The following is an 18657-nucleotide window of genomic DNA, read 5'->3' as shown; positions in this document are numbered from 1 at the left end:
TGCCGCGGTCCGATCACGGGGAAGGGTGATCGGTGCGGCCGGTCCTTCGAGCGCGGAGGGCGACCCGCAGACCCGGCGCCGACGCTCACGGCGCCGGGCCGTCCCGTCATCGGACTGGCCGGGTGTCGATGACGGGGCGGGCAGGCCGCATCCGCGATTTGCTGGCGAATTGCCCGAGTCGGTCGTACCGTTTCCGTCATGACCGAGTCAGCAGATTCGCTGCCCGACATACCGCTGGAATCCTGGCGTCCGACCAAGGAGACGCTGCACCGTTTCGCCCAGGTGGTCGGCAAGGTCGCCCTCGCCAAAGGCATCCGCCGCAACCACTGGTGGCACATGACCTTCCGGCTCACCGCCCGCGGCTGGACCACCGTCCCGCTCGGTACCGCCCGCACCGGGCCGGTCTTCACCTGTTCCTTCGATTTCTTCGACCACGTGCTGCGCATTGCGACCGATCACGGCATCGAGGTGGAGATCGACCTCCTCCAGCAGTCCGTGGCCACGTTCTACACCGATGTCATGGGCGGGCTCGGCGACCTCGGCATCGAGGTCGTCATGCCGCACCCGCACCCCTTCGATCTGCCCGACGCCGGTCGCCCGTTCGAAGACGACACCGACCACGCCGCCTACGATCCGGACAAGGCGCGCAGGGCGTTTCGCGTGCACAGCCAGGTCGGCCGGATACTGGAGGAGTTCAGCGCCACCTACTCCGGCAAGATCAGCCCCGTCCAATTGTTCTGGCACACCTTCGATCTCGCGGTGCAGCGGTTCTCGCCGCGCCGGATCGACCTGCCCTCGACCGTCGATTCGGTAACCCGCGAGGCCTATTCGCGCGAGGTGATCAGCGCCGGTTTCTGGTTCGGCGACGACAAACTGCCCGAGCCGACCTTCTATTCTTACGTCGCGCCGGAACCGGACGGGCTGACCGACCGCACGCTGAAACCCGCGGGCGCACGGTGGGTGGCGTCCGGATCGAGCCACGCCGCGTACTACGCCTACGCGGACGCGCGCCGCACCGCCGACCCGGTGGGCGCCGCGCTCGAATTCTTCCAATCCGTCTACGCCAACGGCTCCGAGCTCGCCGGATGGGATGCCGACCAGCTGGCCTGCTGGGGCGGCGTCACCGATCCGGTGCTGGAGCAGAAGGCGCCGCGCTGGCCGGAATGGCCCGAGTGATCAGCCGTTGAGCTTGTTCAGGCGATCGCACGCCTCGACGTACTCGTTGATCAGCCGGGCGACCACGTCGGCGGAGCGCTCCACCTTGGTCATCATGCCGACCACCTGACCGACCGGGTTGAAGTTGACGTCCTTCGCGGCCTCCGGATACCGGTGGCCGCGCTTGACGCCGTCCAGCGCCACCATCATCTGCAGCGGCATCGGCAGCGGGTCGGGGGTCTCGGCCGACTCCCAGGCGTCGGTCCAGTCGTTGCGCAGCATGCGGCACGGCTTGCCGGTCCACGAGCGCGAGCGCACGGTGTCGTGGCTGCTCGCGTCGATGTAGGTCTGCATCTGCGCGGGCGGCACATTGGCCTCCTCGACGGTCAGCCACAGCGAACCGGTCCACGCGCCCGCCGCGCCCATCGCCATGGCCGCGGCGACCTGGCGGCCGTCGCCGATGCCGCCTGCCGCGAGCATCGGCATATCGCCGATCGCGTCGATGACCTGCGGCCAGAGCACCATGGACGAGATCTCGCCGCAGTGCCCGCCACCTTCGGTGCCCTGGCAGACCACGAAGTCCAGCCCCGCGGCCTTGTGATCGATCGCATGCTTGACCGAACCGCACAGCGCGCCGATCAGCCTGCCGGAGCCCTGGATCTGCTCGATCACGTCCGTGGGCGGCGTGCCGAGCGCGTTGGCGACCAGCTTGGCCTTGGGGTGCTTCAGGATGACCTCGATCTGCGGGGCCACCGTGGTCGCGGTCCAGCCGAGCAGCTGGTTGTGGTGCTCCTCCGCGGGCAGGTGCGGCACGCCGTGGTCGGCCAGGATCTTCTCCGCGAAATCCCGGTGGCCCTGGGGCACCAGCTCGCCGAGCTTGGCTTCCAGCTGTTCGGGCGTCAGGTCGTCGATGCCCTTGCCCTCGTACTTGGAGGGAATCACCAGGTCGACGCCGTACACGCCGTTGACGTGCTCGTCCAGCCAGGCGAGCTCGACCTCGAGCTGCTCGGCGGTGAAGCCCACCGCGCCGAGGACGCCGAGCCCACCGGCATTGCTGACCGCGGCCGCCACGTCGCGGCAGTGGGTGAAGGCGAAGATGGGGAACTCGATCCCCAGCCGGTCGCAGATTTCGGTACGCATCGGGTGCTGGTCTCCCTTATCCACGCCGCGACCGGATCACGGCGGCCGCGGTCGTCCTAGAACGGGTTACATGGTGGCCGCGCCGGGTTCGCCTCGCGCGCGACGGACGGACGCCCCGACCGGCCGAATCCGCCGCACACCGCAGGTATCGCCATGCCGCGGCGGCGTCGTCATCGACCGGTGGGGGCACCATAGATCGACAGTAACACGTTCTAGTTTTGTCGCGGTACCCCTTCTCGAGCTGGGTCGCGTCCGACGTCAGATCGCGTTCTCCAGCTCCGCGAGCGCGTCCTCCAGGTGGTCGAGCATGCGGTGCAGCTGGGGCACGCTGCGTCGGCAGCCGACCAAACCGAAGTCCAGGTTGTCGGCATTGGAGGTGAGCGTGATGTTCACGGCCTGGCCGTCGAACGGGATGGACAGCGGATAGATGGCGTCCAGTCGCGCGCCGTTCCAGTACATCGGCTCGCGCGGGCCGGGCACATTGGAGATGACGATGTTGAACGGCGGCGTGGTCCACGGAACGAGCGCGGGCACCAGGTTCAGCGCGATCGGGCTGACCATCAGCGCCGAGAGCGCCATCGACTGGGCGGGCGAGAGCTCGCTGTAGACCTCTTTGCTCTTCTGCATCGACTCGCTCACCGTCCGCAGCCTGGCGATCGGATCGGCCAGATGGGTGCCGAGATTGCAGAGCAGCGCACCGACCTTCACGCCGTTGGTCTCGGTGTCGTCCGCTGCGCGCAGCGACATCGGCACCATGGCGATCAGCGGCTTGTCCGGCAGCGCGCCTCGCTCGGCGAGGTAGCCGCGCAGCGCACCCGACGACATCGCGAGCACGACGTCGTTCATCGTCGTCCCGGTCGCCTTGCGCACCTGCTTGATTCGCTCCATCGGCCAGGAGCGCACGACGGAGCGGCGGGCGCCGCCGATCGGCACGTTGAACATGGTTTTGGGCGCCTCGAACGGCAGGGTCACCTGCTGCTCGCGCAACGCGGCCCGCGCGGCCCGAAGCAGCGGCGGACCGGAAGCGGCGGCCGCGACGAGATTCTTTGCCGCGCCGAGCAATCCGGACCGCTGCGGCTCCTTCTTGCGTCCCGAGCGCGGCAGATTCCACGGCACGCGGGCCTCGGTCGAGTACGGATCGTCGGTAAAGGTGCGCTGGAGCAGCCGCTGGGCGGAAACGCCGTCGATCAGGCCGTGGTGCATCTTCGAATAGAGCGCGAATCGGCCGCCTTGCAATCCTTCGATCAGGTGGATCTCCCACAGCGGACGGTGCCGATCGAGGAGGGCGCTGTGCAGCCCGGAGGCCAGCTCGATCAGCTGCTCCTGGCCGCCGGGGGCGGGCAGCGCGATGCGGCGAACGTGGTAGTCCAGTTCCACCTCGTCCTCGAGCGTCCAGGCCAGCTGCGGCGAGCCGAGGAGTTTGGCCGGGCGCTTGCGGAAGGTGGGATGAATCTCGCGGCAGGACAAGAGCTTTTGGTGCGTCTGCGCGGCGAACTCCGGCCCGGCGCCCTCCGGCGGTTCGAACAGTTGCAGCGAGCCGACGTGCATCGGGTGCTCGCGGGATTCGGCCAACAAGAACAGGGCATCAACCGGTGCGATGAGTTCCATATATGTGTCGCCCCCTGACGACGGTGGAGATTTTGTGCGATGAACAATCGACCACGCTGTCGGGTGGGACGCACCACAGAAACCTGGGCACCCGTACCAAAGCTACCCGGCTGGGTCCGGGGACGTGCGCATTATCAGCGCACCGGATCGGCGACCTTGGCGACCATCAGGTATCCCGAATCGAATCGTTCGTCGGGCCGCCGTGCGCAGACCATTCGGGCGATCACGGTGAAACCCGCTTCGCGCGACAGCTCGGCGAGCCGGTCGGGTGACCAGCGGTAGGCGCGAGTCACCTTGTGGTCGAAGCCAAGCACGGTGTCGGCGGCGTCCGCTGCCTGGAACGCCAGCAGTGCGTGCCCTCCGGTGCGGAGTACCCGATGGAACTCGCGCAACACGTGGGGCACCCGTTCCGGCGGCAGGTGGATGATCGAGTACCAGGCCACGAGTCCCGCCAACGCGCCGTCCTCGATGGTCAGTTCCTCCATCGAGCCCACCTCGAACCGCAGACCCGGGTACTCCGCGCGGGCCAGTTCGATCATGCGTGGCGAGAGGTCCATGCCGAAGGTCGGGACGTCCAGCGAGACCAGGTGTGCTGCAATCCTTCCCGGGCCGCAGCCGAGGTCCGCGACCGGCCCGGACTCATCGGCCCGCAACAGCTCCGCGAATGCGCCGAGGACGGCGCGGTCGAACGGCTGCGTCGCCAGATGGCCGCGGACGAAGTCGGTGTAGAGCTGGGCCATGTCGTCGTAGGCGGTGCGGGTGGCGTCGACATCGGCATGGGTCAAGACCGGAACTCCTTTGCGCGAAACGGTATTTCGTACGTCTCAGGGCGTCGCGGACAGCGCGGGGTCGTCCTGCGGAGCGGCGGCGCGAGACTGCCTGGTTCCGAGGAACGATCCGAGCACGACCAGCGGGAATCCTATCGCCATGCCCGCGGTGAGCGGCTCGTCGAGCAGCGTCACGCCGAGCACGATAGCCACCGCCGGGTTGATGTAGGTGATCACCGTGGCGCGCGCCGGACCCACTTCGCTGATCAGTGCGAAGAACAGCAGGAACGCCGCCGCGGTGCAGACGATCGCGAGGCCGAGCACCGAAAGCGCGGCGTCCGCTGGGAAATGCTCCGGCTTGCGCAGCGCGGCGAACGGCGTGTAGAGCACCGTCGCCACCAGCAGCGACGCGGTGACCACGCCCATCGGCGGCAGATCGGCCAGCGAACGATTGATGACGATCGGCCCGACCGCATACCCGATGGTGGTCAGCGCGATGGCTCCGATCGCGGCGGGGTTGGACAGATCCACGTCGAGTCCGACCAGTGCGGCCACGCCCGCGAATCCCACGATCAGGCCCAGAACGCGTCGCGCGTCGATGGTTTCGTGCCCGAGGCGAGTCAGGATCAGCACGGCGATCAACGGCACCGCCGCGATCAGCAGCCCGACGGTGGAGCTGTTGAGGGTGGTCTCGGCGTACCCGATGAGCAACCAAGGGCCGGAGATCTCCACCAGCGTGTAGAGCAGCAGGGGCAGCCAGCGCCGCAGCACCGGTCGCAGCGCGTCGGTGTACAGGGCGATCGGCAACAGCAGCAGGCCGCCGATCAGCGTGCGGCCGAAGGCGACGAACACCGGATCGAAGTCCTCGACCGCGACCGCGATCATCGCGTACGGCACACCCCAGATCACGCCCATAGCCAGGAACAGCAGCCAACCGCGCCTGGTCATCGCGCCGTCCCCCGAGCCCGCATCGCAGTTCTCATGCTCTCGCTCGCTTTCGATTCAGAAGGAGCGTAGCGGGTGATCCCATGATCCGACAGATCTATTTCGCCCGCTGTACGGACGCGCGAGTCAACAGCCGAGCTGATCGGCCAGATTCAGGAAATCCGTTGCGTTGACGTCGAATTCGTCCTCGAACTCGACGTCGACAGCGCCGCCCGCGCCGAACTCCAGCGGCCGCGCCACGAACGCGGTGCGGAAACCGAGCGCGCCCGCCGCCCTGATGTCGTACTTGTGGCAGGCGACCATCATGATCTGCTCCGGAGCCAGGCCCAGATAGGTCGCGGCCATCCGATACGTCGCCGGGTCCGGCTTGAACGCGCCCGCCATTTCCGCGGTGAAGATCGCGTCCCACGGCAATCCGCCCAGCTTCGAGATATTCACCACCGCAGAGACATCCGCGTTCGACAAGGTCGCCAGCGTGTATCGCGTCTTCAGCCGGGCGAGGCCCGCGACGGCGTCCGGCCACGGCACGATGCGCTGCCAGGCCCGCGTCAGCGACTCCCGCTCGGCCTCGTCGAGATCCGTCACGCCGTAGGCGGCGAGCAGCCGATTCAGCGCGTCGCGGTACACCGAGTGCACCGTGGTCCACCGATCCCTGCTCACTTCGGCGTCCCGCAACACCTCGAAATACTCCGCGCGCCAACGGTCCACGAACTCCATCCAATCCACGTCCGGGTGCCGCCCCGCGCTCGTCTCGCGCAACGCGCCGAGCACCGTGGAATGGAAATCCGTCGCGGTCCCCTGCACGTCGAACAACAGCGCGCGCACTCCACTCGTATCACCCACCCTGAAATCCAATCACGCGAGCGGCCATCGCCGCCCGGATCACCGGCGAGGAGTTCCCCACAGGTTGCGCAGCAGGATCCACGGCTGTTCCGGATCGGGTACCCGCCCCGCTGCGATTTCGGCCGCGCCCCAGCCGTCCACGGCGCGCAGCACGGCCGCGGTCGCGGCGACCAGCAAGCTCCGGTCGACTGCGACGGTGATGATCCCGATGGCGACGCCGTTCTCGACGAAGTCGGCGATCCACGACTGGAACGCGCCCTGCTCGCGCAGCAGAAAGGCCGGATCGATCAGGGCCAGATCGGCGGGATGGGTCTCGACGTGGGCGCGCAGCCGCTGCTCGACGGTCGTCAGTTGCGCCCAGAACGCGGCGTCGTCGGTGACGCGCTGCCAGCTGCCCAGCACCCCGGCCAGGCGGGTCGCGACGTCGTCCAGTGCGGTGTACAGCAGGTCTTCGCGGCCGTCGAAGTAGTTGTACGCCGAGGATTTCGAGATGCCCGCCGCCGCGATGATCTGGTTGTAGGAGGCGGTGTCGACGCCGTCTTCCGCGAAGACGCGCTGCGCAACGTCGAGGATGCGGCGCTGTTCGTCGGCGGGCAGCCGGGTGAATCGGGGAAGCGGCATGACCTCATCCTAGGGCCTAGTCGTGCGCACCTACGGTGTGTACCATAAGTACACACTTGAATGCTGAAAGGGTGGTGCAAGCATGCCCGCTCCCGTCATCGAGACGATCGGACTGCGCAAGCGGTTCGGCGATTTCACCGCGCTCGACGGCCTCGACCTGCGGGTCGAGCTGGGTGAGGTGCACGGATTCTTAGGCCCGAACGGCGCGGGCAAGTCGACGACGATCCGGATACTGCTCGGTCTGATCAGGTCGAGCGGCGGCACGGCCCGCCTGCTCGGCGGCGACCCGTGGCGCGACGCGGTGCGCCTGCACCGCCGCATCTCCTACGTGCCCGGCGACGTCTCGCTCTGGCCAGGTCTCACCGGTGGCGAATGCCTCGACGTGCTCGCCGCCGCACGCGGCCGGTTCGATCCGGCCCGCCGCGCCGACCTCGTCGAGCGGTTCGAACTCGATCCGGGCAAGAAGAGCCAGGACTACTCCAAGGGCAACCGGCAGAAGGTCGCGCTGATCGCCGCGTTCGCCTGTGACAGCGAGCTGCTGATCCTCGACGAGCCGACATCGGGCCTGGACCCGCTGATGGAGCAGGTGTTCCAGCAGACACTGGCCGAACGCAAACGCGCGGGATGCACGGTCCTGCTGTCGAGCCACATCCTCGCCGAGGTCGAGGCGCTCGCCGACCGGGTCAGCATCATCAGGCAGGGGCGTACCGTCTCCAGCGGGACGCTGCACGAATTGCGCCGCCACACAACCACACACGTGCACGCCGTCACGCTCGAACGACCGAGCGGGTTGGACGGCGTGCCCGGCGTGAGCGGGGTGCGCGTCGACAACGACGGCGCGGGATACGCCGTCGCCTTCGGTGTCGACGCGGGGCACGTCGACGCGGCGATCGGCTGTCTGCACGCGGCCGGGTTGGTGTCGATCACCGCGAACCCGCCCAGTCTGGACGAACTGTTCCTGCGCAACTACGCGGACGCGGAATCGGTGGGGGTATAGCGATGCACGGATTCTGGGTGACGATCGCCCTCGGCCGGCGCGGCAACAGGCGGCAAATCGTGTGCTGGGTGGTCGGATTGGCGGCCGTGTTCGCGGGCACCGTGTGGTCGTTGGACAGCTTGTACGGGACGCCCGCCGAGCTGGCCGGATACCGCGAGGCCACCGAATCCGGCACGGCCCTGTTCGCGATCAACGGAAAGCCCTACGGACTCGAGAATCTCGGCGGCGTCATCGCCTACGAATTCGGATTCCTCAGCGCGCTCGCCTTTCCGCTCATGGGCATTCGCCTGGTGACGCGAATGACGCGCCGCGAAGAGGAATCCGGGCGGACCGAACTGTTGCGCGCCGGATCGATCGGGCGCGTAGTGGGCGTCGCCGCGGCCGTCGTTGCGGCGGGGGTGGCGCTGGGAGTCGTCGCGGTGGCGATGATCGCCGTACTCGTCGGCGTGGGTCTGGATTGGCATGCCGCCGTGCTCTATTCGGTGTCGTCGGCCGCGCTCGGCTGGTGTTTCGCCGCGATCGCAGCCCTGTCGGCGCAGGTTGTCGCCGCGGCGCGGAGCGTGACCGCTCTCTGTCTCGGCATCCTTGTCGCGGCCTTCCTCGCGCGTGGTATCGGCGACGTGCGCGGCAACGGGCTGGTGTGGCTGTCGCCGATCGGCTGGGCCGAGCAGGCGCGGCCGTTCGGCGCGGCGCGGTGGTGGCCGGTGCTGCTGGCGCTGGCGTTCGCGGTGGCGCTGGTCGGCGCGGCGTGCGCGATCGCCGGGCGGCGAGATCTCGGCGCGGGCGTGTTCGCCGCGCGTCGGGGCCCCGCCGCCGCGACGCCGATGTTGTTGCGGCCGATGGGCTTCGCGATCCGCAAGCATCGCGGCAACGTCATCGTGTGGAGCGTGATCGGTGCGCTCGTCGCCAGCTCGTTCGGCGCGCTCGCCGACGCCATCCGCACCGTGATGGAAGACAACTCGTCCCTGCGAGACGTACTCGGCGGCGGCAGCGCGGATCCCGACGCCTACTTGTCCTTCGTCGTGGTTCAGCTCGTGCTGATCGCCGCCGGATTCGCGGTGCAAGGAGTCGGCCGGACCGCCGAGGAGGAACCCGGTGATCGGCTCGAACCCGTGCTGTCCGGCGCGATGTCGCGCTGGCGATGGTTGCTCGCCGAAGCGGTGGCGGTAGGTGGCGGTGCCGCGATCGTCCTCGCCGTGAGCGGGCTGGCACTCGGGGTGAGCGATGCGCTCGCGGTCGGTGATTCGTCGGCGATCCCGCGTCTCACCTTCGCGACGCTGGCCTATCTTCCCGGGGTACTCGTTCTGTTCGGAATCGCATTGGCGCTTTACGGGATTCGCCCGCAATGGCTCGGGGTGGGCTGGGGTGCGTTCGTCTTCGTCGCCGTCATCGCCACCCTCGCCGACACCCTGCGCCTACCCGAATGGTCGCGACAGCTGTCCCCGCTGGAATGGGTCGGGCGCACACCGCTCGAGCCTGCCGACTTGTGGTCGCTCGCGCTAGCTCTCGCCCTCGCAATCGGATCGATCGCGGCCGCCGTGCGCGGATTCACCCACCGCGACATCCCGATGCGCAGCGGTTCGTTCTCGATCACGAAGCCGCATCTTCGACGGGCCCTCGGTCAGTGACCGCGAGCACCATCTCGAACTCCACCCGAGGGTCGCCCTCCGAGATGACGCCCGACCGCCCGCTCCGCACGAAACCGTGTCGCCGGTAAAGGCGCTCCGCCGCCGTGTTGCCGTCCGTCACCTCCAGACGGACAAGCGTGAACCCTTCGCTCCCAGCCCAACCCACCACGGTCTCGACCAATCGGTCCGAGACCCCGGCTCCCCGCAGATGGCGATCCACCCACATCGACATCACATGCACCGAGCAACTCTCGTGTTCGGCCACACCCGCCACCGCCCCCACGACCTCGCCGTTCACCACCGCGACGAACTGCGCTCGCTCGACTACCCGAGCACGCCACTCCCCTCACCACGCCGCCGCGCTTCCCCCAGGCTCGCTCCGAAAACCCCCGGCGCATCCGCCAACGCCCGCAACCGCACCTCGCGCAGCACGGTCCACTCCTCGCCCCCGAGCCGCCGAACCTCCACTGAACAACCCGCCACCACCCCATCTTCCGACGTCCACTCCCCCTCCGCCCCCGACAATCGCGTACTTCTCACACCCGTCCGCACGTCTGCGGATGTGAAAGCCTCTGTGGCGCACCGGCTGGGCGTCATTGGCGCATCCACAACGCACGACGCCTTCACGATCGATGCTCGATCGTGAAGGCGTCGCGGATATCGCGGCTAGCTCACCTCGCGCCGGTGGTGGTCGGCGCCGGGGATTGCGTTGTGGTGGGGGCGGGTTGGGTCGTGGTCGGCTGAGTGGTGGTCGGTGCCACGGGCTCAGCAGGGGCCACGGTCTCGGCGGGTGCCGCGACCGACGTCCGCGCCTGGGGGTTGGTCGTCTCCGGCGTAGTTGTCGCGCTGGGGGTTTGGGCCGGAGTCGTGGTCGTCGGCGCCGTGGTGGTCGGAGCCGCGGTGGTCGACGCGACGGCGGCACCGGTCTTCGTCGGCGCGGCCGTCGTGGTCGGCGCGGCAGAGGTCGTGGTGGCGGCGGCCTTCGGCTTCGCCGTGGCCGACGCCACCGCCTCGTTCGCGGCCGCGAAGTCGGCCGCGTCCGGCTGGGAGGACTTGTCGACGGTCTCGCCGGCCTGAGCCTGCTTCGCCAGGTGGGTGAGCCAGGCGGCCGCGTACTCGGCGGAGGTCAGCGGCCTGCCCTCACCGGCGTCGGCGTCGCGCCAGTAGTCGAAGTGGTGGCCGGTGTGGTCCGGGCCGAGCGTCAGCTTGTACGGGTCGCTCATGACCACCGGGATCGTGTTCTGGTTGGTCACGATCAGGCCGATGATCTCGTTCAGCACCTTCTGCGGCAGGTACGCCAGCGGCGACATCTGCTCGGTCGAGATCGAGTCCGCCTTCGCGGGCTCCTTCGGCTTGTCGCCCGGCTTGTACTCGGGATCGGAGACCCGCAGCAGGACTTCGAGGAAGGTCTCGTCGCTGGCCATCCAGTTCGGCTGCGACTGGATGTCGGCGAACGCCGCCATCGCGATGCGGCCGAGGACCACGGCGACGTCCATTCCGGTCGTCTGATTGAGTCCTTCGCGCTCGAGCTGATCCACGTTCACCTGCCTGCCGACGTTCACCACCAGCTGCAACAGCGAGATGTTCTCCGGCGCGGCGCAGGTGAGGTCGCCCTCGGAGCAGAACGACGCGATCTTGCCGTTCAGCGCACCGAAGTCACCGCTGGTGCCGGGCAGCGCGCCCTGACCCGAGACGGGCTTCCTGCCGTCCTGATACTGCTGGTCGAAGCCGTCGGGGTTGCGGAAGGGGTCCTCGGAGCCGGGGAACGGCCCGTCGCCCGCCGAGCGGCCCGAGTCGGCGAGGATGACGACGCCGAGCACGTCGTCCGGATCGACGATCCCGTGATCGCCCTCCGGCTGATGCCCGATGTTCATCGCGACGCGGCGGACGACGTCGGCGCCCTCGCTGTATCCGACGATCGAGAACTTGGTGTCGGGGCAGGCCTCCGAGATCTCCCGCATCACCTGCTGGGTGTTCTCGACGCCCGCGTCGACGGCGTCCTCGTAGGTGGACATGTTCGCCGGGTACGCGATGTAGACCGCGGCGTACGAGCCGGGGTCCACGTCGTCGGCCGGAGCGTTCACGACCGGGTCGACCCAGCGGCTGTTGTGGTCGCCGGCCAACGCGGCGGGCAACTCGTTCCCGTTGGCGTCGACCAGCAGTCTCGTGGTCCCCGCCTGGGGCGTGTCACCGCGACCGGCCACCGAGATGGTGACCATGTCGTGGCATTCCGTGACGGACGCCTTGAGCTGCGTGTCCGCGGTATGCGGTGATGACGTGACTGCGAACGAGGCAGCGACGATCGCCGCCACCCCCAAGGCAGCTGGTGCAGCGACGGCCGAAGCAATACGATGCCGCGCGAAGAACTCGCGAAGAGCCATGGTCCGATCCCATTCCATTACCGACAGGTGGACAGGCCCCCCGACGGGCCATGTGTCACCAAGGACGTCGTGGGCGGGGCGGCGAGCGTTACTGTGATCGATTCCGCCCTGACGTCGGGCAGGCAGCCGCAGCCGCATCCGTAGCCGACTCGGCAATGCCTCCGACTCGAGTCGCCGACCATCGCGTCGGCATCGTTCGGTCCAGGCCACCGCGATCACCGTGATCGACTCCTGGCTCGGCGGCGAAGGCTCGCCCGGCCAAGAGCGCTGTGCTAGCGTGGCCCATTGTAAGGGGCAGTTCTGTCGGGGAATTCGCTTACTGCGCAAGGGGATTCGTCAAGTGTGAATTGCTCGTCCATGCCTGCATCTGGGGGATGTATGCGTATTCGGGGCGTCATCACAGGTTCTTCGGTTTGCTGACCGCCTGCACGGTGGTCATCGTCGGAAGCGGTATCGCGGCCGCGGAGCCGTTGGCGGACAAGTCACGCGAGACCACCACGGACGACGGATGGCCGCTGCGGATCACCAAGACCGACGAGACGTTGGACCGGTATCCCAATCTGGCGGCCACGATGGCCGTGTGCTGCACCTGCTCCAGCCCGCCCGAAGCCGCACCAGATGACTGGTGGCAGTTCGCGATCACGGCCTCTTACACAGGAGCAGAAGCGGTGGTACGAGGCAGACCGGGCCGCGGGGAAGGTGTCGTCATGGATGCTGACCGCCCCCAATCCTCCGGCTTCTCCGGCGGAGGTGCATGAAGCCGAGCGGCGAGCCGGGGTCGCGTTCGACGAGCAGTACAAGGATTGGCTCGGAAACGCCAATGGTTGGAAGTTCTTTTCCGGCGCCGACAGTCTTTACTCGACCTTCGATCTGTCCAAGGATTCAGCCGACCGGAATATCCTGCTGAACGTATTTTGCGAATATGAGATCCAGCCCGAAGAGCTGGAGATGGAATCCTTCGACGGACTCGTCGTCATCGGCGGCGCCTCGGGAGACTATTACATCGCGACGACCGGGTGTTCCGGCGACAACTGCTCGACCGCTCCTGTGTGGGAGCTGGGCGGCGGCGATTACGTGCGATACGAAAGCTTCAAGGAGTTCATGCAAGCCAGGATCGATCGCATGCGAAACGCCCAGCGATGAGTAACCGCAGGGCGTCGCGGTGGGCGCGACGACCGTTATTGTGATCGATTCGGCTGCATCTCGGCCCGGATCGCGCACCCGCCTACAGCAGTACCCTCACCTGCCCTGCACGGTCGACTCGAGAAGGGACACTTCGATGCGATTCACCCGTACGCACAAGTCGCTGCTGTTCGCCCTCAGCCTGATCGCGGTCGAAACAGTGGGCATCGTGCCCTCGGTCGCCACCGCCGAACCCGCGCGACCGACCATCGTGCTGGTGCACGGTGCGTTCGCCGACACCACCAGCTGGGACGGTGTCGCCGCCGAACTCCGCGCCGACGGGTATCGAGTCGTGGTGCCGGAGAACCCGCTACGCGGACCCGCCAGCGACGCGGCGGCGATCGAACGGTCTCTCACGGCGATCGACGGGCCGATCGTGCTCGTCGGGCACTCCTACGGCGGCGCGGTGATCACCAATGTCGATGATCCGGACGTGCGGGCGCTCGTCTACGTCGCCGCCTTCGCCCCGCAGCAGGGTGAGCCGATCGCCCTCGCGCTCGATCCCATCCGCTTTCCCGGCAGCCAGCTGCTGCCGCCGGCGCTGGCCTTCACCTTGACCGGCACCGGGCTGGACGCCTATGTCGAACCGGCCTACTTCCACGAGGTCTTCGCCCAGGACGTCGACGCCGCGACCGCCGCTGACATGCTCGCCCATCAGCGCTCCCTGGCGGTCATCGCCAATATCGAACTGTCCGGCCCCGCGGCCTGGACCAAGACACCCAGCTGGTACGTGGTCTCCGGCCAGGACCACGTGATCCCACCCAGCGCACAACGCGCCATGTCCCAGCGCATCGGCGCGCGCACCAGCGAGCTGAACGCCTCGCACGCCGCCCTCGTCTCCCAACCGGACGCTGTCGCGGCGGTCATCGAACAGGCAGCGGGCGAGTGAAGGAGCGGCACCCGACCACACCGACCTCGATCCACGCGCACGCCCGCGCACAGATCGACCGCGCCAACGAAAGCGGCCGCGCCCCGGTCATTTTCGTGCACGGGCTTCGGTTTCTGGCCAGCAGCTGGGACCGGTGCGCGGAATTGTTCGCCGCCGCCGACAAACCCGTGACCGTAAGGGGCGCTCAGCCGCCTTCGCCCGAAAGACGTTGGCGGAGGGTGGCCGCCCGGAGTGTGAGGTGGTTGCGCTCGGCGAGGTTCGGCGCCTGCGCGGCGGCCTCCACGTAGAGCTCCGCCGCCATGGCGACGTCGCCGGCCCGCTCGTGGAGATAGGCGGCCGCGGCGGTGTACCGCGGGAGCTTCGGGTCGAGTTCGGCGAGTTCGGCGAGCCCCGCCCGCGGTCCGTCCGCCTCACCGACGGCGACGGCGCGATTGAGCCGCACGATCGCGCTGTCGGTGAGATGGACCAGCTCGTCGTACCACTCGACGATCTGCACCCAGTCGGTCTCGTCGGCTGTCTGCGCGTCGGCATGCAGGGCCGCGATCGCGGCCTGCGCCTGGTACTCCCCCAGCCGGTCCCGGGCCAGCGCGGCTTGGAGCACGGCCACGCCCTCGGCGATCAGGTCGCGCCGCCAGCGGCCGCGGTCCTGCTCGGACAGCGGCACGAGGCTGCCGTCGGCGCGCGTGCGGGCCGGGCGTCTCGCGTGGTGGAGCAGGAACAGTGCGAGAAGTCCCGCGGCCTCCGGGTCGTCGGTGGTCGCGGCCAGCTGCCTGGCGAGCCGGATCGCCTCCGCGGCGAGGTCGACATCGCCGCTGTACCCCTCGTTGAACACCAGGTACAGCACCCGAAGCACGGTGCGCAGGTCTCCGGGACGATCCAGCCGGATGGCGCTCACCGTGCGTTTGGCCCGGCTGATCCGCTGGGCCATCGTCGCTTCTGGCACCAGGTACGCCTGCGCGATCTGGCGAGTGGTGAGGCCGCCGACGGCACGCAGCGTCAGCGCGACGGCCGACGCGGGGGTGAGGCTCGGGTGCGCGCACAGGAAGTACAGCTCCAGCGTTTCGTCCACGGAGGTCGTCGGTCCCGGCGGCGGCTCGTCGGAGACCCGAAGCTCGCGGCGGCGGCGCGCGACGTCGGATCGGGCGAGATCGAGGAAGCAACGCCACGCCGTGGTGATCAGCCAGCCCTTGGGGTCGCCGGGGCGCTGGTTCGGCCACGTCTCGACCGCACGGACCAGTGCCTCCTGGACGGCGTCCTCGGCGGTCGCGAAGTCTGCCCCGCGGTGGAGGAGGGCCGCCAGGACGCCGGGGATCAGATCCCGCAGCTGGGCCTCGTCCACCGCGTCGGCGGCCGTCATTCGGTGACGGTCGAATGAGCGGTCAGGAACGGCCGAACCTCGAGCCACTCGTGGATCGGCTTGCCGCCCGCGCCGGGCGCCGCGGACAACTCGCCCGCCAACTCGACGGCGCGCTCGTACGAGTCGACGTCGATGATCATCCAGCCCGCGATCAGGTCCTTGGTCTCCGCGAACGGGCCGTCGGTCACCGGAGGCTTGCCCTCGCCGTCGTAGCGGACCCACGCGCCCTCCGGCGCCAAGGCCTGACTGTCGACGTACTCGCCGCTCTCTTCCAGGCGGGCCGCGAAGTCGTTCATGTACCGCAGGTGCGCCTCGATCTCCGCGGGCGTCCACTGATCCATCGGCACGTCGTTGACGGACGCGGGCGCGCCTCGGTAGTGCTTGAGGAACAGGTACTTGGCCATGACGTTCTCCCTTCGGCTTGCGACCCTAGTCGGTCGCTCACCCCTGGGACGGAGCCGTGACGCCGTTCTCGACATCCGCGGTCGAAATTTTCCGCATCTTTTCGTAGGGCCTGTTCATTTCGGCGACGGCCGCGCACGAACTCCGCCTCCGTCTCGCCGCGCGGCTACTGGAGTCGATTCCGAATTCGTGGCGTTTCTCCGGGCCCTCGGTTCCCGGACCGAGGTGTTCTACGTCTGCCGGAGCGGCTCGTACTCTTCGGCGCTGAGTCCGAAGGTCCACGCGACGCCGGCGCGCGCGGTCTCGGTATCCGGCGGCACGCGCAGCCAGTAGGTGCGGCTGGTGCCGTCGGGTTCGGGCGTCGAGTTGATCACCTCGACCATCACCACGTCCTCGTCGCCGTCGAGTTCGATGCGCCAGAGCACGCCGGTCTCGTCACGGTGGATCGGTCGCGCACCGGATTCGTCGAGGTAGCGGTCGTAGCCGTAGTACTCGAGCATCACCCGGCGCAGTTCGGCGTTCTCCTCGTCGCGGATGCGCTCGGCCGTCAATGCGCGCAGATCGTCGAGGAATTCGGCGGGGATCGGCATGCCGCGCCAGGCGAACAGGGCGAACCCGTCGGTGTAGGCGAGGGCTGGGCCGTCTCCATTGTCGAGTCGTCCCGCTTCGTCGCGGTGCAGTGTGGTGGGCCGCTCGCTGATCACCGCGATCTTCTCGTACGGCCACCACCAGCCCGCCTCGCGGGCGACGACTGCCGCCGCCGCCAACGGCTCACCGGGCTCGGTACCGAACGCCGAGAGCCACGCGGCATCGTGCTGACCGAGGACGGCATCGAGCAGCAGCAGGCGAATCGCGTTCCGCTCCTGGCGGTTACCGGTCATCTCATCCATGACACCGGCCCGGATTCGGTCGACCACAGCGGCGGTCAGCTCCCAGAGGTCCGCGCCGGTCTCACGCCAGTGCTCACTGAAACTCGTGGGGCCGAGTTCGGCGTCGACGCGGGCGCGTTCGGCCGCCAGCGGGCCGTTGCGCAGCGCCTCGCGGACCGACGCGCCGGTGTCCCGCGTAGCCCGTAGTATTCGCACCGCCTCCAGGGGAGAGCGTGCCCACACAATGGTTTCCGGTGTATCGAGCCCGGCCTGCCGGTAGGCCGCCCGCACCCCGTTCTCGGCCGCCGCCCGATCCCCCGGCCCGGTGGCCGCCGACACCGAACGCCATTCGTCGCGCTTTGTCGCGTACTCGCTGAATCCTGTTGTCATCGAATGCCTTTCGCTTGCGCGGTCAGTCCGCGACAATGCGGACCGAGCCGGGCACGTATTCTCGCTGGCGCACCACCCGGAACCACCCCTTCGGCAACGTGATCGCCGCGTGCTCCTCGTGGACGACGCGTCCGCCCTCGGGTAGATGCAGCAGCATCGGTCCCGTCGCACCGGATTCGCGGATCAGCTTGCCCGGCCCCTGCACGGCGTGCGCGTGCCCGGTGACCTCGCCCAGTGCGAGCACCAGCCGACCGCGTGGATCACGCGCCACCGAAGGGGCGTGCAGAAGTTCCTGCGGTACAGCATTTTCCGCAAGAGGCGCGATCAGGACATCGCCTTGCCGATACATGAAGTTCCTCCCGTCACGGCGCGAGTTCGGCGCCGTTCACCCGAGACCGTAGCGACGGACACCGACAAACTGCCCGGCCCGCTCCGGTGTCGGTGCGGCTTGGTAGAAACCTCGTGACGATCACGGCACTGCCAGAAGGGGCGGGCACATCACATGACCATCGGCGACCATTTGCAGGAGTTTGGCGGCCTGCCCGCCTTCACCTTCCCCGATGCCGAGACCGACGCGAAGAAGAAGCCGAAAAGCGTTGTGTTGCCGGAGCCGGACACGGTCGCGTGGCGTCTGAGCGTGGAAACCTATGACGCTAAGGAGACGTGGGTCGAGCGCTTCGCTCGCCTCCTGGGTGCGGTCGATACGACGAAGATCACCGCGTTGATCGTCGGTACGTGGGATGACGTGTACGGCAACGGGCCCGACGAGGTGATCGAGGCCCTGTGCGCGGCCGAGGACCGGCTACCCGCGCTGCGCGCCTTGTTCCTCGGCGACATCGTCATGGAGGAGTGCGAGATGTCCTGGATCAACCAGGGCCTGGTCACCCCACTACTCGAAACCTTCTCCGGCTTGGAGGTTTTCGGCGTTCGCGGCGGTCAGAACCTGGAGTTCCCCGCCGTGCGGCACGAACGCCTGCACACGCTCGTCGTGGAGAGCGGCGGCCTGCCCGCCGGCGTCGTGCGCGGCATCGCGGCAAGCGACCTGCCCGCACTCGCGCACCTGGACCTGTGGCTCGGCACGTCGGAGTACGGCGGAGACAGCGAGGTGGCCGACCTCGCGCCCATCCTGTCGGGCGACCGCCTGCCCGCGCTGAAGCATCTCGCCCTGCGCAACAGCGAGACCCAGGACGACGTCTGCGCCGCCCTCGCCGCCGCGCCCGTGGTGGCCCGGCTGGAGAGCCTGGACATCTCGATGGGCGTCCTCACCGACGACGGCGTGGCGGCGCTGCTGACCGGTCAGCCGTTGAGCCATCTGAGTGTGCTCGACATGCACTACAACTATCTGTCCGACGAGATGCGAACCCGGCTGCGCGAGACGCTGGAGCCCGCCGGTGTCCGCCTGGAGCTCGACTCCGACGACGCCGAGGAGGACAGCGACGAGGAAGACGGAACCGTCTGGCGGTTCGTCTCCGTCGGTGAATGA

Annotated in this window: 18 protein-coding genes and 1 pseudogene; 6 read left to right on the top strand and 13 right to left on the bottom strand. The window is 68.4% G+C overall.

The genetic code is table 11. From position 1 onward, the window contains the following. The first annotated feature begins 198 nt into the window (after positions 1–198). Positions 199–1176: a DUF5996 family protein gene (locus AC3EO7_RS12030; RefSeq protein WP_431971366.1), complete on the top strand. Its 978-nt coding sequence runs from the start codon at positions 199–201 to the stop codon at positions 1174–1176. On the opposite strand, the gene AC3EO7_RS12025 is transcribed toward AC3EO7_RS12030, so the two are convergent. The 6 genes from AC3EO7_RS12025 to AC3EO7_RS12000 form a co-directional block, all read right to left on the bottom strand. Further along, a complete protein-coding gene (locus tag AC3EO7_RS12025) occupies positions 1177–2295 on the bottom strand; it encodes an NAD(P)H-dependent flavin oxidoreductase (protein WP_435591207.1) in 1119 nt (372 codons plus the stop codon). It abuts the gene before it with no gap. Between the two features lie 258 nt (positions 2296–2553). Beyond that, positions 2554–3903 (bottom strand): WS/DGAT/MGAT family O-acyltransferase, encoded by a 1350-nt coding sequence (locus AC3EO7_RS12020; protein ID WP_431971364.1) that lies wholly within the window; start codon positions 3901–3903, stop codon positions 2554–2556. Between the two features lie 134 nt (positions 3904–4037). Beyond that, complete coding sequence (locus tag AC3EO7_RS12015; RefSeq protein ID WP_435591206.1) at positions 4038–4688, bottom strand: class I SAM-dependent DNA methyltransferase; 651 nt, start codon at positions 4686–4688, stop codon at positions 4038–4040. 39 nt (positions 4689–4727) lie between these two features. Then, complete coding sequence (locus AC3EO7_RS12010) at positions 4728–5618, bottom strand: DMT family transporter (RefSeq protein ID WP_435591205.1); 891 nt, start codon at positions 5616–5618, stop codon at positions 4728–4730. A 123-nt stretch (positions 5619–5741) separates the two neighbouring features. Beyond that, on the bottom strand, positions 5742–6458 hold the full coding sequence (locus AC3EO7_RS12005; RefSeq protein WP_435591204.1) for a haloacid dehalogenase type II: 717 nt from the start codon (positions 6456–6458) through the stop codon (positions 5742–5744). A gap of 39 nt (positions 6459–6497) precedes the next feature. Continuing rightward, positions 6498–7079, bottom strand: coding sequence for a TetR/AcrR family transcriptional regulator (locus tag AC3EO7_RS12000; RefSeq protein WP_431971360.1), 582 nt, complete (start codon positions 7077–7079; stop codon positions 6498–6500). A gap of 82 nt (positions 7080–7161) precedes the next feature. Here AC3EO7_RS12000 and AC3EO7_RS11995 point away from each other — a divergent pair, with 82 nt between their 5' ends. Both AC3EO7_RS11995 and AC3EO7_RS11990 read left to right on the top strand, forming a co-directional pair. Further along, the gene (locus AC3EO7_RS11995) at positions 7162–8076 is read left to right on the top strand and encodes an ABC transporter ATP-binding protein (protein ID WP_431971359.1); all 915 of its coding nucleotides are present in this window, start codon (positions 7162–7164) and stop codon (positions 8074–8076) included. 17 nt (positions 8077–8093) lie between these two features. Next, positions 8094–9704 carry an ABC transporter permease gene (locus tag AC3EO7_RS11990; RefSeq protein ID WP_435591203.1) on the top strand — a complete coding sequence of 537 codons (1611 nt, stop codon included), beginning with the start codon at positions 8094–8096 and terminating at the stop codon, positions 9702–9704. Here the strand turns inward: AC3EO7_RS11990 and AC3EO7_RS11985 are convergent. The 3 genes and pseudogenes from AC3EO7_RS11985 to AC3EO7_RS11975 form a co-directional block, all read right to left on the bottom strand. Then, positions 9667–10014, bottom strand: a pseudogene (locus tag AC3EO7_RS11985) (GNAT family N-acetyltransferase); the annotation flags it as partial. The gene AC3EO7_RS11990 and the pseudogene AC3EO7_RS11985 overlap by 38 nt on opposite strands. A 361-nt stretch (positions 10015–10375) precedes the next feature. Further along, the gene (locus AC3EO7_RS11980; RefSeq protein ID WP_431971356.1) at positions 10376–12085 is read right to left on the bottom strand and encodes a cutinase family protein; all 1710 of its coding nucleotides are present in this window, start codon (positions 12083–12085) and stop codon (positions 10376–10378) included. 397 nt (positions 12086–12482) lie between these two features. Then, positions 12483–12656, bottom strand: coding sequence for a hypothetical protein (locus AC3EO7_RS11975; protein ID WP_431971355.1), 174 nt, complete (start codon positions 12654–12656; stop codon positions 12483–12485). Between the two features lie 140 nt (positions 12657–12796). On the opposite strand from AC3EO7_RS11975, the gene AC3EO7_RS11970 reads away from it, so the two are divergent. Further along, positions 12797–13228, top strand: a complete 432-nt coding sequence (locus tag AC3EO7_RS11970; protein WP_435591202.1) for an SMI1/KNR4 family protein — start codon at positions 12797–12799, stop codon at positions 13226–13228. A gap of 136 nt (positions 13229–13364) precedes the next feature. Continuing rightward, positions 13365–14156: an alpha/beta fold hydrolase gene (locus tag AC3EO7_RS11965; RefSeq protein WP_431971353.1), complete on the top strand. Its 792-nt coding sequence runs from the start codon at positions 13365–13367 to the stop codon at positions 14154–14156. A gap of 184 nt (positions 14157–14340) precedes the next feature. On the opposite strand, the gene AC3EO7_RS11960 is transcribed toward AC3EO7_RS11965, so the two are convergent. From AC3EO7_RS11960 to AC3EO7_RS11945, 4 genes are all read right to left on the bottom strand, one after another. Continuing rightward, positions 14341–15513: an RNA polymerase sigma factor gene (locus AC3EO7_RS11960; RefSeq protein WP_435591201.1), complete on the bottom strand. Its 1173-nt coding sequence runs from the start codon at positions 15511–15513 to the stop codon at positions 14341–14343. Continuing rightward, positions 15510–15917 (bottom strand): YciI family protein, encoded by a 408-nt coding sequence (locus tag AC3EO7_RS11955; protein ID WP_431971351.1) that lies wholly within the window; start codon positions 15915–15917, stop codon positions 15510–15512. Before AC3EO7_RS11955 ends, AC3EO7_RS11960 begins: the two co-directional genes overlap by 4 nt. A gap of 228 nt (positions 15918–16145) precedes the next feature. Next, the gene (locus tag AC3EO7_RS11950) at positions 16146–17174 is read right to left on the bottom strand and encodes a DUF6745 domain-containing protein (RefSeq protein WP_431971350.1); all 1029 of its coding nucleotides are present in this window, start codon (positions 17172–17174) and stop codon (positions 16146–16148) included. Between the two features lie 22 nt (positions 17175–17196). After that, positions 17197–17523 carry a hypothetical protein gene (locus AC3EO7_RS11945; protein ID WP_488186269.1) on the bottom strand — a complete coding sequence of 109 codons (327 nt, stop codon included), beginning with the start codon at positions 17521–17523 and terminating at the stop codon, positions 17197–17199. Positions 17524–17676: 153 nt separating this feature from the next. Here AC3EO7_RS11945 and AC3EO7_RS11940 point away from each other — a divergent pair, with 153 nt between their 5' ends. Beyond that, the gene (locus tag AC3EO7_RS11940; protein WP_435591200.1) at positions 17677–18657 is read left to right on the top strand and encodes an STM4015 family protein; all 981 of its coding nucleotides are present in this window, start codon (positions 17677–17679) and stop codon (positions 18655–18657) included.

The organism is Nocardia sp. bgisy118, from assembly GCF_057708605.1.
The sequence above is the reverse complement of the archived record's forward strand: the minus strand, read 5'-3'. Positions and strand labels throughout refer to the sequence as shown.

Bases quoted from the DNA above. Each gene is read 5' to 3' on its own strand.
- AC3EO7_RS12030 (WP_431971366.1), top strand. From the start codon at position 199: ATGACCGAGTCAGCAGATTCGCTGCCCGACATACCGCTGGAATCCTGG.
- AC3EO7_RS12025 (WP_435591207.1), bottom strand. From the start codon at position 2,295: ATGCGTACCGAAATCTGCGACCGGCTGGGGATCGAGTTCCCCATCTTC.
- AC3EO7_RS12020 (WP_431971364.1), bottom strand. From the start codon at position 3,903: ATGGAACTCATCGCACCGGTTGATGCCCTGTTCTTGTTGGCCGAATCC.
- AC3EO7_RS12010 (WP_435591205.1), bottom strand. From the start codon at position 5,618: ATGACCAGGCGCGGTTGGCTGCTGTTCCTGGCTATGGGCGTGATCTGG.
- AC3EO7_RS12000 (WP_431971360.1), bottom strand. From the start codon at position 7,079: ATGCCGCTTCCCCGATTCACCCGGCTGCCCGCCGACGAACAGCGCCGC.
- AC3EO7_RS11995 (WP_431971359.1), top strand. From the start codon at position 7,162: ATGCCCGCTCCCGTCATCGAGACGATCGGACTGCGCAAGCGGTTCGGC.
- AC3EO7_RS11980 (WP_431971356.1), bottom strand. From the start codon at position 12,085: ATGGCTCTTCGCGAGTTCTTCGCGCGGCATCGTATTGCTTCGGCCGTC.
- AC3EO7_RS11970 (WP_435591202.1), top strand. From the start codon at position 12,797: ATGCTGACCGCCCCCAATCCTCCGGCTTCTCCGGCGGAGGTGCATGAA.
- AC3EO7_RS11965 (WP_431971353.1), top strand. From the start codon at position 13,365: ATGCGATTCACCCGTACGCACAAGTCGCTGCTGTTCGCCCTCAGCCTG.
- AC3EO7_RS11960 (WP_435591201.1), bottom strand. From the start codon at position 15,513: ATGACGGCCGCCGACGCGGTGGACGAGGCCCAGCTGCGGGATCTGATC.
- AC3EO7_RS11955 (WP_431971351.1), bottom strand. From the start codon at position 15,917: ATGGCCAAGTACCTGTTCCTCAAGCACTACCGAGGCGCGCCCGCGTCC.
- AC3EO7_RS11950 (WP_431971350.1), bottom strand. From the start codon at position 17,174: ATGACAACAGGATTCAGCGAGTACGCGACAAAGCGCGACGAATGGCGT.
- AC3EO7_RS11945 (WP_488186269.1), bottom strand. From the start codon at position 17,523: ATGTATCGGCAAGGCGATGTCCTGATCGCGCCTCTTGCGGAAAATGCT.
- AC3EO7_RS11940 (WP_435591200.1), top strand. From the start codon at position 17,677: ATGACCATCGGCGACCATTTGCAGGAGTTTGGCGGCCTGCCCGCCTTC.